The organism is Niallia taxi (genome assembly GCF_004005475.1).
In the GTDB taxonomy this organism is placed as follows: domain Bacteria; phylum Bacillota; class Bacilli; order Bacillales; family Cytobacillaceae; genus Niallia; species Niallia taxi.
The window spans coordinates 161,453-175,493 of sequence record NZ_RZTZ01000008.1; the positions used below are offsets into that span (position 1 = coordinate 161,453).

Genomic DNA, 14,041 nt, shown 5'->3' on the forward strand with positions numbered 1-14,041 from the left:
TTTATACCCTATAAATATATTGTTATTGCAAGCGTTTAACAATTTTGATAAATTGTACGTAACAAAATGATAAGCGCTTTCAGATTTGGTGATAACAAATGTGGAAGCGCTTCTACATTAAAAGTTGGAGGAGAGATACTTATGCGAGCCATAATGGTGATGTTTGATACGTTAAATAGACATATGCTTCCAAACTATGGGTGTGATTGGATACATGCACCTAATTTTAAAAAGTTAGGAGAAAAAACAGTTGTGTTTGATCAGTCCTATGCAGGCAGTCTGCCATGCATGCCGGCAAGAAGAGAGCTTCATACAGGCAGATACAATTTTCTGCACCGCAGCTGGGGTCCAATTGAACCATTTGATAATTCCATGCCTGAAATCTTAAAAAAAAATGGCGTCTACACCCATTTAGTAACAGATCATCAGCATTATTGGGAGGATGGGGGAGCAACTTACCATACTACAATTCCTTCGAATTAGTAAGAGGACAAGAGGGTGATCCATGGAAAGGGCATGTTAAGGACCCAGATTATCCGGAAACAGAAACAGCAAAATCCCTTGCGAGTAGTAATATGTACAGACAGGACTTAGTTAACCGGACCTATTTTGAAGAAGAGCAAAATCACCCGCAGACTACAACATTCAACTTGGGTATGCAATTCATTGAAAAAAATAAGGAGGAAGATAACTGGTTTTTACAGCTCGAAACATTTGACCCGCATGAACCGTTTTTCTCTTATTCGCACTACAAAGAACTTTATCCTCATGAATATAGTGGTAAGCACTTTGATTGGCCGCCATATTATTTTGTCCAGGAAAGTGAAGAGGTCGTTTCACATGGGAAGTACGAATATGCAGCATTATTGAGCATGTGCGACCATTACTTAGGGCAAGTAATTGATTTAATGGACAAAAATGATATGTGGAAAGACACGATGCTTATCGTCAATACAGATCACGGCTATTTATTGGGAGAGCATGGCTGGTGGTCGAAAAGTGTAATGCCTGTTTATGAAGAAATTGCGCATACGCCATTATTCGTCTGGGACCCGCGAGTCGGCGTTACAGGGGAAAGACGACAATCGATTGTACAAACAGTTGATATAGCACCAACATTGCTCGAATTCTTTGGTGTTTCACTTCCTGAGAATATGGATGGACAACCACTGCGCCAAACCATTCAAGCAGATGTACCTATCAGGGAAACGGCGTTATTTGGATACCACGGCGGGCATGTAAATATAACAGATGGTAATTATGTATACATGCGGGCACCTGTCGCACCAAAAAATGAGCCACTCTATGAATATACATTGATGCCAACACATATGAGACAGCCATTTGCCCCAGAAGAGCTGCAAAATATTGAAATTCAACAACCGTTCCCTTTTACGAAGGGCTGCCAGACAATGAAAATTAAGGCAGGCGCCGGGTTTGTGAATGCATTTCAATTTGGTTCTAAGCTTTTCGATGTTCATAATGATCCACACCAAATCGAAGAGCTTGAAAATATAGAAGTAGAATTAAAGCTTATTGAAAAGATGGCAGCACAAATGCGGAAAAATGATGCTCCGACAGAACAATTTGCACGATTAGGCATACCAGAAGATGGCCGCATGACAGTAGAAGAGCTACAAAAGCAGAAAGAAGAGATTCGGAAAAAGGAACAGATAACAGTGCTTCCAAATCATCCATGGGAAAGGGCTGCCCAAAATCAGCTTCGTGCATTATTGAATATAACTCCCGAAGAACAGCGAGCTAAATTATTAAACCAGTTTGAAGAATTCGTCCTAAAGACAGCTCTAGATGGAGTTTCAACAGAGGCTGTCCATGAGTTCATTGAGACAGTCTATGAAAAGGAGCAAAAGGCAATGGCCCAGTACTTTACAGGGTTGGCAGGAAGAACAAGTTAACAGGAATTTTGCCAAGAAAGGATGATGACAATGTATCTTGTTATGGATATGGGAGGAACATTTATTAAATATGCCCTGCTTAATTCGGCAGGAACGATTATCAACAAAAACAAAAAGCCGACAGTTAAAACAAATCTGCCTGATTTTAAGGAAGCTTTATTTTCCATCATTGAAGAGCATGATTTAACTAGCATCAAAGGGATTGCGATAAGCTGTCCAGGCACAGTGGATGTTAATAGCGGTGTCATTTATTACGGTGGTTCCTTTCCGTTTTTGCATGAGGTAAATCTTGCAGATATGATACAAAGCAAATATAACATAGAAACAACGGTGGAAAACGATGGCAAGTGTGCAGCATTAGCTGAACTTTGGCTTGGCAGTATTAAAGGAAAAAAAGATGCTGTTGTATTAGTGCTTGGGAGCGGCGTTGGTGGTGGAGTTATTTTAGATGGAAAGTTGCATCGCGGAGTGAATCTTTCAGCAGGGGAAATCAGCTATGTTATGAGCAATTTAGATCCAATTACGAAAGAAACAAGCTTTATGGGTGCTTTAGGTTCTGGTGCATTAATGGTGCGCAGCATAGCAGAAGGTAAGCAGCTTGAAGACTTAACCGATGGTGAAGCCGTATTTAACTATATAAATAATGGCGACAAGGAAGCGATGAAGATTTTTGATGATTTTTGTATACACGTAGCAGGTCAAATCCTTAATCTTCAATATATTTTAGACCCAGAGATATTTGCCATTGGCGGTGGTGTCAGTGCTCAAAAGATTCTATTAGAACGAATTAAGTGGGCAGTAGAGGAAATTAAACAGGCAAATCCGATGCATATGGCGAACCCAAATATTGTTGCTTGTCTTTTCCGCAATGATGCGAACCTATATGGAGCATTGTATCATTTCTTTGTGAGCAAAGAGGGAGCATTTGTAGGCTGAAAAGGATAGAGGCAGCAAATGTCTGCCTCCAAAAACCTATGAATATTTGTGGAAGCGCTTCTATATTTTATAATGTAACTTTACGGAGGGAAAAACAGATGAGTACAAAATCAAGAGCCCAAAAAAGCGATATATTTTTCTATTCACTTGGCGGATTTGGATCAAATCTTCTATTCACATTAACAACGTCCTTTTTAATGTATTTCTATACAGATGTATTTAAAATATCACCATTAGCAGTAGGTTCGGTATTTTTACTCGTTAGAGTTATTGATGCCATTTTAGATCCGTTTATTGGCATGCTTGCTGACAGAACAAGAAGCAAGTGGGGTACATATCGTCCGTGGTTAATGTTTGGTTCGCCATTATTAGCAGCCATGACATTACTGTTATTCAGTGCACCAGATTTAAGCGCATCTAATAAAATCTTTTATGCGATCGCTGTGTATGTTGGCTATTCTTTAGTTTCTTCACTTGTCAATATTCCATATCATGCCTTAACACCAATTTTGAGTCAGGACCCAAGTCAGCGGACTGTCATTGTAACAGCTAAACAGCTTATGGGCAGTCTTGGAACATTGTTGATTTCTGGTGCAGCACTACCAGTTGTTGCGTTCTTCGGCAGTGGAGAAAAAGGCTGGTTCTTCACCACATTAGCATTTTCTGTCGTTACGATTGCATCCTATTGGTTCTGTGCACTCGGTGCTAAAAATGCAGATAACGCACAGGTTAATAATCAGAAAGCACTGAATTCTCACGAAGGTCATCCGCCGCTCAAGGAGCAGCTGGAAATCATTTCAAAAAATGGACCGTTACTTGCCTTATTAATCGCTGGCTTTGCTAATATGACAGCACAAATTGTCAACTCGCAAACTGCTATTTACTACTGGCAATATAATATTGGCAGGGAGGATTTATACTCCCAATTATTCATTTGGGGGACATTGTTATCAATTCCTGCGTTTCTGTCTATTCCATGGTTCGTCACCAAATTTGGCAAGAAAATAGTGTTTATTGTTTCGTGTTTGATAACGATTTTACCGCTTGTAATTTTGTTATTCTCCTCCTACGAAAATATAGCGGAAATTTTTACATTATCTGTTTTAGTGAAAGTTCTCGGCCCTTTATCAGGTGTTCTTCCATGGATTATGATTGCAGACTGTGTTGATTATGGAAAATGGAAAACAGGCATTAACGGATCAGCAACGATTCACTCGATGATGCTGTTTACAAATAAATTAGCTGCAGCACTTGGCGGGATTCTTGCTGGTGCTCTCCTTGGTACTGCTGGATATGTCGCAGGTCAGCAGCAAACAACAGAAGCATTAAATATGATTACCTACCTTTATTTCCTTGCCCCTGTTCTTGGCTATATTATTGCTATAATTGCGTTTAATTTCTATGGAATTACTCCAGAGGTACAAGCTAAAATGGCAAAAGAAATAGACGAAAGAGAGAATCAAAATAAAGTAGTTAGCTAATCTTCCTATAAATTAAGCCGACTTACTAATAAGTCGGCTTAATTTAGAAGTAATAAGAAAGCGTTTCCTGAAATGCTTTGAATATATAAAACTTCGTTATACCCTATAAATTTAATGATATTGCAGAAGGGAAATTAATCTGATAAATTTGTGCTAACAGCAAGATGAAAGTGCTTACAAGTAAATATGGAAGCGCTTCTATATAAATGTGAAGTGGTGATTACATTATTAATTGTCGTTTGATAGGTTAATCAGGATGAAATCATAAGGGGGAAACGTATGAAAAGCGCAAATGCAAGTGTAAAGAAGAGTGAGGTTGTATTTTATTCTTTTGGCGGTTTTGGTTCCAATTTATTATTTGTATTTACTACTTCCTTTTTAATGTTTTTCTATACAGATGTATTTAAGATTTCACCTGCTGCTGTTGGTACTGTGTTTTTGGTTGTTAGATTGATAGATGCCTTTTTAGATCCTTTTTTAGGAATGCTTGCAGATAGAACTAGGAGCAGATGGGGCACATATAGACCATGGTTAATTTTTGGCTCACCACTGCTGGCAATGTCAACATTGCTGCTATTTACGGCACCTGAGTTAAGTCCAACAGGTAAAATCGCTTATGCGATTGCCGTATACGTAGGATATTCCTTTGTATCATCAATCGTTAATATTCCATATCACGCTCTAAGTGCAGTGTTAAGTCAAGAAACAACACAAAGAAACTGGATTGTTACAGCAAAGAATTTTATGGGGAACCTTGGAAGCTTAGCAGTTTCAGGCTCTGTACTGCCATTAGTAGCCTTTTTCGGAAGTGGACAGAAAGGCTGGTTTTTTGCGACACTCTTGTTCTCGATTGCTTCTATTTTCTCCTATTGGCTTTGTGCTTACGGTTCAAAGCAGCATGATAATAAAGAAATTAACAACCAAAGGTCAATGGTCGAACAAAAAGAGCATCCTACTATTAAAGAGCAACTGAAATTAATCTCTACAAACAAACCACTTGCCATTCTTTTACTTGCAACTGTAGTAAAAATGGCAGCATTAATGTCCACATCATCGATTGCTATTTATTACTGGCAATATAATATTGGCAGACCTGATTTATATTCACAGCTATTTATTTGGGGAACAATTCTTGCGATACCTGCTTATTTTGTGACACCGCATCTTGCCAAGAAATACGGAAAAAAAGCACTTTATAATTTCAGCTGTTTTATAACAATTGTGCCATCAGCGATTCTTTTATTCACCCCGTCAGAATATGTAATGACAATCTTTGTTTTATCTGTTTTCGTTAAAGTCCTCGGTCCATTCACAACTGTATTGCCATGGATGATGCTACCAGACTGCGTGGACTACGGAAAACTTAAAACAGGCATAAACGGATCTGCAACAGTCCACTCCATGATGATTTTTATTAATAAGGTTGGAGCGGCAATCGGCGGCCTTTTGTCTGGTGTACTCCTTGGTGTTGTCGGTTACGTTGCCGGACCGCAGCAGCCTCCAGAAGTATTGAGCATGATTAACTATGTGTACTTCCTTGTTCCGATTATTGGTTATGCACTTGGGTTAGTATTTATGAAGTTCTATCCGATCAACAATGACTACCATTCTAAAATACTAGCAGAAATAAAGAATAAAGACATGAACAGCCAGCCGCCAGGTCTATAATTTTGAGGGAGGAGAAACGATAATGACGAAGAAAAAAAAGCCGCATATTATTTTGTTTAATCCAGATCAATGGCGCGGGGACGTGCTCGGTCATATGGGGAACCCTGCTGCAGTCACTCCTAATTTAGATGAAATAACAAGAGAGGACGGTGTCTCCTTTCGTAATGCATTTTGCCAAAACCCTGTGTGTACACCAAGCCGCTGTTCGTTTATGTCCGGGTGGTATCCTCATGTAAGAGGGCATCGTACCATGTATCACATGATGAGTGAAGAGGAGCCTGTTCTATTAAAAACATTAAAGAATAATGGATATCATGTCTGGTGGGGCGGGAAAAATGATCTTGTTCCTTCAGAAAATGGCTTTGATGAGTATTGCGATATAAAGTATGTGCCGGAAAATCAGCCAAAGCCGATGTTTGGCGGTATATTCGACGGTGGTGAGGATAGCTGGAGAGGCTTGCCTGGCAGTGACACGTATTACTCGTTTTTAGTTGGCAAGCTGGAAAAGGAGCAAGGAGAAGCATACTATTATGACAGTGATTGGGCTAATATCTTTGGAGCAATCGAACAGATTAAAAATGCACCAGAGGATAAGCCGCTTTGCATTTACTTGCCTATACTTTATCCCCACCCGCCATATGCGGTGTAGGATCCTTGGTACAGTATGATCGATAAATCGAGATTGCCTAAACGTATCAAAGCAAATGACCTTTCAGAAGATATGCCGTCAATGCTGGCAGGACTGCGGGAAAGATATAACATGGAAGGGTGGTCTGAAGAACGCTGGACTGAGCTAAGGTCGGTGTATTACGGCATGTGTGCCCGTGTTGATCATCAATTTGGACTCTTAATGCAAGCATTAAAAGAGGCAGGGATTTATGATGACACAGCTGTCTTTTTCTTTTCCGATCATGGTGACTTTACAGGCGATCATGGGTTAGTAGAAAAGACGCAAAATACTTTTCAAGATTGTTTGATAAAAGTACCATTTATCGTAAAACCACCAGCACAACACCAAATCAAACCAGGCATCAGTGATGCATTAATCGAGCTTGTGGACCTGGCTGCGACGGTACATGAAATGGCAGGGGTAGAGGCAGATTACACCCATTTCGGACAGTCTCTTTCACCAATAATTGCAGGAACAACAGAAGATCTTCGTGAAGCAGTATTTTGTGAAGGCGGCAGAATGCATGGTGAATACCATTGCAATGAATCTGCACCTGCAAATGAAGACACATCAATGCTTTATTGGCCAAGAGGGGAAATGCAGCGCAGTGAAGGCCCTGAGCACACTAAAGCGACGATGATTCGCACAAAAGACTATAAATATGTAAAAAGAATGTACGAAGAAGATGAATTATACGACTTAACACAAGATCCAGGAGAAACTACTAATCGCATAAATGACCCAAATTTAACTTCTGTTCTTTTTAATTTAAAGGAAAAGATGCTGGATTTTTACCAAGAAACCTGTGATGTTGTTCCACATAGGAGATCGAGCAGGGAAGCGAAAGCACACTAACATAAAAAGTGAGTTCGATATTTTATCGGACTCATTTTTTTATAAAAGGTATCCTAAAAATTCGATCATTTTTTTCTGTTAGAAGAACTTTTTATTCCTAAAATTCTCATGATTCGTAAAACCTTCTTATGATTAACGTTTTGTCCACGCTTTGCAAGCTCCTCGCGAATTCGGCGGTAGCCATACCGGCCTTCATGCTCATCAAAAATTGTTTGAATTTCAACCTTTATATCAGCATCCTTATCAGGTCGGCTCATTTGCTTCAGCAGATTATAATAAGTGCTTCGTGGAATATTAAGGTACTTCACAAGAGCTGTTACCGGATATTGCTTCCTTAATTCATAGACTATTTTGGCTTTGTCTTGATTGGTGATGTTTTCTTGTTTAGACATAAGCAATTCTAGTTTTGTTAAGTAGTCATTTTCCATATCTTGCTGTTTTTTGTTTGCTATCAGAGGAACGGATGTTCTTTGCTTTTTTGAATTATTTGATTTTGATGTCATATATATCCCTCAGTAAAAGTTGAATTTCTATTCCATTTAAAGTGTAATAATGAACGAGATTGGCAGCTTATCCTTAGCTGAACTATCTAGTAATTACATCTAGTTTAATGTGTTTCAAGAATTTTGTATAGGTTTTGCGAAAAAATCTGGCATTACATATTAATTAGTAAGGTGACTTACTAGACGGACACTTTCCTAAAAAATAGCGTACAATACACATTGATTTATGCCATTTAGGATATAGGAATTGTAATGTAGAAATAATAGTGGCTATATATAGTCACTATATTAAAACCATTGATAATACTGAAACAATAAAATGTTTTTATGTATTTGAATAAACGAGTGAAAAGATAAAGACACTTACTGTCGAGACTCGCTTGAAAAGAAATAAATTACAGAAGTATTAAGCAATTAAAATCCATCTGCTAACCATGTCAAAAAAAGTCGAATATAAGCACGTAAGGAGACTATAATTAATACAGCTTATGTTATAATTACTTATGGAACAGACGTACGAATATAATTACTGCATGTTGTGTGCACATAACATGTAGCTACACAAACACTAATTCAGTAAAGTCATAAAAATTATACGCATCCAAAAAATAAATAAAAAAAGCAATTATTGAAGTTAATGTTAACAAACTGAAATAAATAGTTGGATTTAGCAAGCAGATATACAGGAGGAAGTTAGCTTGAACACATATATAGTCATGCAAGGAAGCAAATACCATGAAGTAAGGGACATGGGAATTATCTGGTCACCGAAAATTGCTAAGGGTGGAAGTATCGAGCATTCGTGGGAAAGAATGAAGGAAGTGAAAAAGGGCGACCGCATTTTTCATTATGTGAAAGGAAATATTGTGGCGATTAGTATTGCGAAAGAGGATTGTGTGGAAGCAACAAGACCACTAATTTTACAATCAGACCTTTTCGATGATGAAGCCGGATACTTAGTTGAGGTAGAGTATTATGAACTGGACAAATCGGTAAATGTAAAAGAGAAATTCGCAGCCATTTCACCACTGCTTCCAATCAAATACTCACCATTCCAAGACGATGCAAGTGGAAATTCAGGCTATTTATACCCATGTAATGAAGAACTAGCGATCAAGTTATTAGAGCTGATTGGTGAATTAAATATTTACTTAATAGATACAGAGCAGCTTGAATTATCTATGGATTACATCAAAGTAACAGAGCATAACACATTAATACCAGTTATCGCCGAAACAGAATCAGAAGTGAAAACGAAAATCCGTTTAGGACAGCAACGATTCAAGAAGGACTTAATGTCCTTATGGGGCTGCAAATGTGCACTATGCGATATCGATTTGCCAGAGCTGCTGAAAGCAAGCCGCTCCAAGCCATGGAAAGACAGTACAAACGAAGAACGAAACGATCCATATAACGGTATCCTGCTATGCAGTAATCACGACGCCTTATACGAAAACGGTAAAATTGCCTTCGACGGTCAAGGCAGACTCCATATCTCACCAGAGATTAATGAAGAGGATTATCAAAAATACTGCTTATTAACAAAGAAGAAAATCAAACTAAACCAAGACAACAAGGTATACTTCAAATGGCATAAAAGAAACATCTGGAGCAAAGCAAGCGGCACAATTGAAGAAGCAGAAAGCCAAGAAGAAGTAATCGAACAGCCTTAAACAAGGGCTGTTTTTTTTGTAAAATAGATTTTACTGGATTTATAAAGGGATTCATCTGGTAATAATTTCTATAAAAAATATTGTGAAACTGCGGTAATATTTTCTTGGGTCTAAAAGACTATTTCTAGAAATAAGATTACATAATGTTAATTTTGCAGGATTTATAGTATAGGTAATAAATATAGATGAGGATAACTGAAGATTTGAGTAATTTGGAGGATAAAAGTAAAATTCTTAAAAATATTTTTTTGGATATTTATTGCTAGTTTTATACTTACCTTTATAGTATTTTCCATACAGTGTCTACTATCTGCTTGGTGGAATATTATCTTTTTATTAGGCTGTTTTCGCATAGATTGTTGCTATCTTAACCATACTGTAAAAAGGTTGATATAATGCGGTCAGGAGGCGTTCAATTATGTGGTTAGATGTTTATGAGCAGTTTGGCGAATTAACCGATTCTGAGAAGATAGCGTTGTTCAATGCAATGAATCAAGACCTATTCCCAGATGACCCAAGCAGAATTACGAAGCTATTGAAAGATATTTGTGAAGCTCGTTTTGCGTCAGGAATGGGTTGTCTTCATTGTGGAAGCACTTCTGTTAAGCGGAACGGCAAATACAAAACACGCCAACGTTATCTATGTTAGGATTGCGGGAAGACCTTTAACGATATGACAAACACCCCGTTTTCAGGTTCTCGTTATCCCGAAAGATGGGTTAAGTACATTGAATTAATGGTAGAAGGCTATACTTTGCCTAAAATCGCTGAACGCCTTAAAATACACATCTCCACTGCATTTTATTGGAGACATAAAATCTTGAACGCATTAGGTAGTCTCGGATTTGACCAACTCAAAGGGATTGTTGAAAGCGATGAAACATTCCTTAAAGAGTCTATGAAAGGAAAACGAAAATTAACACATAGAGAACCGAAAGAGCGTGGTGGTAAAGACCAAAAGAGGGGCATTTCCAACCTTAAAATTGCAGTGGTTGTAGCCCAAGACCGTAATGGTAGTGTAGTTGCACGAAAGGCTGGTCGTGGGCGTGTACGAGCAGAAGAAATAGATGCCGTAATTGGGGAACATATAGACCCCTCTGCTTTGTTATGTACAGATACAGCAACGAATTATAAAAAGTTCGCTTTGATTAAGGGGTTAAAACACGAAACGGTTAATGTCAGTAAAGAAGGGTATGTCAAAAAGGGTATATACCACGTTCAACACGTCAATAACTTTCATAAACGCTTGGAAGATTGGATGGTTAGGTTTCAAGGTGTAGCTACCAAATATCTTGATAACTACCTCTACTGGTTCCGTTGGCTTGAATTAGGGAAAAACTTAGCATTTGATAAACGAGTAGAACAAATGCTTGTTTCAGCCTGTCGAAAATCCAATAAGACTACTGTTGAAATGCTAAGTAGTGCATAAAAAAAGACTTCGTACGAAGTCTTAATCAAATCGAGATTCTACTAATTCAATTAATTTATCAGTCATATCATTTGAAACGGTATAGATAGTATTTGTATCTTCCGTTTTCATAAATGTGCTTCTTTGTCCTTTTTCGCCTATCCATAAATATAAACTTTGTTGATTGTCCTTATCATAAACGACATCCATATAAAATTCGGGGGCAGCCATATCAACTATACCAGGTTCTCTTACTGCACTTGAAAAGATGACTTGAAAGGCTTTTAAGGTATCTTTGTCATCAAAGGTGATTTCATTGACACCGTTTGTTTTTGAAATGCTAATGCTTTTAAAATCATTTTTGATTGATAGTCTTTTATCATTTTGCGATTTAGCAGTTGGATTTGCAGAGATTTCAGTAGTGATTCCTTTCGATTGACAAGCAAAAAGAATTGAAGAAATGGATATTATGAAAACCATCAAAAGAATATTTTTCTTCAAGTAAAATTACCTCCAAAAGTTTATTTTTAACTATCTTTCTATTTAGACGAGTCAAATCCTCCAAATGTTTCTATAACATAACTTTAACTTAGAAACCTATATACTAAAAAACAACAAACTTTACGTAAAGAGCCTTTTATTAATTATTATAGTAGCAATAATTTGGATGAAAAAAAGGAAAAAAAAATCAGCAGTCTTTTTGGCAAGGACTAATAGTTATTATTATTTCTTTACTTTTATTTGCCTGGTTTTACATACCATGCATAGTAGGGCATTACAAAGAATTATTATCGGATTCAGATACTAAAGTAACTGATTCTCATGAACATTATCATACTAGTGATATAGTGGGTGACGGGAAGAAGGAAGAGGAAAAAGCAGAACAAGCTAAGAGAGAGCAGGAAGAAAAAAATCAAGCTGAACAAGCTAAAAAAGAACAAGAAGAAAGAGAAAAAGCAGAACAAGCTAAGAAAGAGCAAGAAGAGAAGGAAAGAGCAGAAGAAGCTAAAGAACCAGAACTAGATGCTTCTTGTGACATAAAAGGTAATGTTTCTGATTCTGGAGAGAAAATTTATCATGTTCCCGGAGGAAGGTTCTATGATATTACAGATCCCGAAGATATTTTTTGTTCGGAATCTGCAGCAAGAGCCGCAGGATGTAGAAAATCAAAATGTAATAAGCAAAAAAGCGTATAAAATTCTGTAGGGTATTAAGATGGATATCGATTCCTAATTTATAATCTATATAATTCCTTTTGAAAATTTAAAAAATAATCTTTCTAGAAAAACTTTTCCATCATCCCACCTTTTGGGATGATTAATTATAAAAAAGTAAACTGGCTTATAAATAATATGAATGATCGAGGGGAAACGCATGAAAATAGTATTATATATTATAATGATTGGTTTGTTTTTTCTTGCTGCTTGTACTACGCAGCAAGAATCGAATGATTCCATTTCAAACCAAGAATCAACAAAAGAAGATACTGAAGAGTCTTCAAGTGAAATGATGTCTGAAGAAGAAATAGAATCGCTTGAGGAAGAGACTAGCGAAGAGGTTGAAGAGAAAACTATAAGTAGTGAAGAAGATACTGTTGACGCTGAGGAAGAAGCTATTGAAGAATCCTCAGAGGAAGAGACAATCAAACAAATTACAACAGAAGAAATAAAAGAAATTATTGAGTACTATTCACTTGGAGAAGATGATTCTTTAGGAAACTATTCATTTGAAAATGGAGAAATAAAGGCGACAGTGGAACTAGCTCCAAGTGAACTATTTCCCGCAGAAGATATGGCAGTAAATGCATACAGTCAATTATCAGACAGTATATTAACAGTTACTTATGCTGGTGTTGGATCTATTAGTATGAATAGAAACGAAAAAGAGAGCAACGAATATTGTGATTATTTCCCCACATTGAGTATAGAAGATAGATTAAGCTACTAAATTTTAATTTTAAAATTAAAAATAAATAGAAAAAAACAAGAGCCAGGATGTCAACCTAGCTCTTGTTTTGCTATTGCTAATCTAAGCTTTCTCTTTGTTAAGGAAGTAAAATAAAAGATAGTAAAACATAAAAGAAACTAGAGTCACTATTAATCAATTTTAAGCAGTTGGATATTTAGAAAAAAGTCATATTAACTAATATTAAATTTATAATTTTCTTAGTTAGAATAAGAGGTGGCGTATAATCCTTTTGTTATCCCCTTCCGATTGCTCGGAAGGTTTTTATATTTGTCATAATTTGATGAACGATAAGAATTGTATAGACGATAACTTTCTTTAATAATGGTAGTAAAGAAGTATTCAGTAATCCTAAATAGTTTAATTCCATACATAAAGGGTGAATGAAGATTGAATCAAGAATTAAAAGCAGAAGCAAACATCAAAAAAGCAAATAATAATAGGAAGAAAAACGAAAAAAAACTTACAAAGCAAATCTTTATGATTCTAGTACTAGCTGTATTAGCAGGCCTACTATATGGAGGCCTTAAGCTATATAAAATCAAGATGGCTAATGGAATCAGCAGAAGGGAAAAAGCTCGATTATTTAGTCGAGGAGGACCCGAATGGAACAAATACCGACGACATAATGTATGCAGACTTTAATGAGGACGAAGTGATTACAACCATGCATAAAATGACACATCAAAAAGTCGTATCCAGCAAAAAATGGGGCGCGGTGGAAATGACTAGCGCAAGAGTCAATCAGCTGTACATCATTGTAGTAAATAGCGACTTTGAAAATAAGGAAGGACTTCTGTATATTTTACAAAAGTGGCAGGACAAAGACTTTAGTTTGGTTGATGACGATCATAATTATTTGTGGAAGCTGCATGGCGGAAATGTTGGGGAAGCAACAGGGGTATTTACAGAGAAAGAAGAGAAGGAGTTTGTGGAGCGGGTGTTTTGAAAATAATCAGTAATTGT

General features: G+C 37.0%; 12 protein-coding genes and 2 pseudogenes. 12 read left to right on the plus strand and 2 right to left on the minus strand.

Features of this window, described 5'->3' with window-relative positions; all coding sequences use genetic code 11:
- Nucleotides 1-141: 141 nt before the first annotated feature.
- The 7 genes and pseudogenes from EM808_RS29570 to EM808_RS29190 all read left to right on the plus strand — a co-directional run bounded on the left by EM808_RS29570 (nt 142) and on the right by EM808_RS29190 (nt 7,526).
- Nucleotides 142-483 (plus strand): sulfatase-like hydrolase/transferase, encoded by a 342-nt coding sequence (locus EM808_RS29570; RefSeq protein WP_268926526.1) that lies wholly within the window; start codon nt 142-144, stop codon nt 481-483.
- On the plus strand, nt 435-1,916 hold the full coding sequence (locus EM808_RS18775; RefSeq protein ID WP_268926527.1) for a sulfatase: 1,482 nt from the start codon (nt 435-437) through the stop codon (nt 1,914-1,916). The genes EM808_RS29570 and EM808_RS18775 overlap by 49 nt, the downstream gene beginning before the upstream one ends.
- A 30-nt stretch (nt 1,917-1,946) precedes the next feature.
- A complete protein-coding gene (locus EM808_RS18780) occupies nt 1,947-2,852 on the plus strand; it encodes an ROK family protein (protein ID WP_127739743.1) in 906 nt (301 codons plus the stop codon).
- A 98-nt stretch (nt 2,853-2,950) separates the two neighbouring features.
- Entirely contained in the window at nt 2,951-4,333 is a 1,383-nt protein-coding gene (locus EM808_RS18785; protein ID WP_127739744.1) for an MFS transporter, read from the plus strand.
- A gap of 279 nt (nt 4,334-4,612) precedes the next feature.
- Entirely contained in the window at nt 4,613-6,001 is a 1,389-nt protein-coding gene (locus tag EM808_RS18790; protein WP_127739745.1) for an MFS transporter, read from the plus strand.
- Between the two features lie 22 nt (nt 6,002-6,023).
- Nucleotides 6,024-7,082, plus strand: a pseudogene (locus EM808_RS29185) (sulfatase-like hydrolase/transferase); the annotation flags it as partial.
- A 225-nt stretch (nt 7,083-7,307) separates the two neighbouring features.
- Complete coding sequence (locus EM808_RS29190; protein WP_268926528.1) at nt 7,308-7,526, plus strand: sulfatase/phosphatase domain-containing protein; 219 nt, start codon at nt 7,308-7,310, stop codon at nt 7,524-7,526.
- 65 nt (nt 7,527-7,591) lie between these two features.
- Here EM808_RS29190 and EM808_RS18800 read toward each other — a convergent pair whose 3' ends face one another.
- Entirely contained in the window at nt 7,592-8,029 is a 438-nt protein-coding gene (locus EM808_RS18800; protein WP_127739746.1) for an IS3 family transposase, read from the minus strand.
- A gap of 698 nt (nt 8,030-8,727) precedes the next feature.
- On the opposite strand from EM808_RS18800, the gene EM808_RS18805 reads away from it, so the two are divergent.
- Nucleotides 8,728-9,702, plus strand: a complete 975-nt coding sequence (locus EM808_RS18805) for an HNH endonuclease (protein WP_127739747.1) — start codon at nt 8,728-8,730, stop codon at nt 9,700-9,702.
- 418 nt (nt 9,703-10,120) lie between these two features.
- A pseudogene (locus EM808_RS18810) lies at nt 10,121-11,131 on the plus strand (IS1595 family transposase).
- Between the two features lie 21 nt (nt 11,132-11,152).
- Here the strand turns inward: EM808_RS18810 and EM808_RS18815 are convergent.
- Nucleotides 11,153-11,611 (minus strand): hypothetical protein, encoded by a 459-nt coding sequence (locus tag EM808_RS18815; protein ID WP_127739748.1) that lies wholly within the window; start codon nt 11,609-11,611, stop codon nt 11,153-11,155.
- A 347-nt stretch (nt 11,612-11,958) separates the two neighbouring features.
- Here EM808_RS18815 and EM808_RS28655 point away from each other — a divergent pair, with 347 nt between their 5' ends.
- From EM808_RS28655 to EM808_RS18830, 3 genes are all read left to right on the plus strand, one after another.
- Nucleotides 11,959-12,306, plus strand: coding sequence for a sunset domain-containing protein (locus tag EM808_RS28655; protein WP_164849710.1), 348 nt, complete (start codon nt 11,959-11,961; stop codon nt 12,304-12,306).
- 178 nt (nt 12,307-12,484) lie between these two features.
- Nucleotides 12,485-13,057, plus strand: coding sequence for a hypothetical protein (locus EM808_RS18825; RefSeq protein ID WP_127739750.1), 573 nt, complete (start codon nt 12,485-12,487; stop codon nt 13,055-13,057).
- A 535-nt stretch (nt 13,058-13,592) separates the two neighbouring features.
- The gene (locus EM808_RS18830; protein ID WP_127739751.1) at nt 13,593-14,024 is read left to right on the plus strand and encodes a DUF6241 domain-containing protein; all 432 of its coding nucleotides are present in this window, start codon (nt 13,593-13,595) and stop codon (nt 14,022-14,024) included.
- Nucleotides 14,025-14,041 lie beyond the last annotated feature (17 nt).

Excerpts from the sequence above, each read along its gene's own strand:
- EM808_RS18780 (WP_127739743.1), top strand. The coding sequence starts at position 1,947 with ATGTATCTTGTTATGGATATGGGAGGAACATTTATTAAATATGCCCTG.
- EM808_RS29190 (WP_268926528.1), top strand. The coding sequence starts at position 7,308 with ATGATTCGCACAAAAGACTATAAATATGTAAAAAGAATGTACGAAGAA.
- EM808_RS18785 (WP_127739744.1), top strand. The coding sequence starts at position 2,951 with ATGAGTACAAAATCAAGAGCCCAAAAAAGCGATATATTTTTCTATTCA.
- EM808_RS18825 (WP_127739750.1), top strand. The coding sequence starts at position 12,485 with ATGAAAATAGTATTATATATTATAATGATTGGTTTGTTTTTTCTTGCT.
- EM808_RS18790 (WP_127739745.1), top strand. The coding sequence starts at position 4,613 with ATGAAAAGCGCAAATGCAAGTGTAAAGAAGAGTGAGGTTGTATTTTAT.
- EM808_RS18800 (WP_127739746.1), bottom strand. The coding sequence starts at position 8,029 with ATGACATCAAAATCAAATAATTCAAAAAAGCAAAGAACATCCGTTCCT.
- EM808_RS18830 (WP_127739751.1), top strand. The coding sequence starts at position 13,593 with ATGGAGGCCTTAAGCTATATAAAATCAAGATGGCTAATGGAATCAGCA.
- EM808_RS29570 (WP_268926526.1), top strand. The coding sequence starts at position 142 with ATGCGAGCCATAATGGTGATGTTTGATACGTTAAATAGACATATGCTT.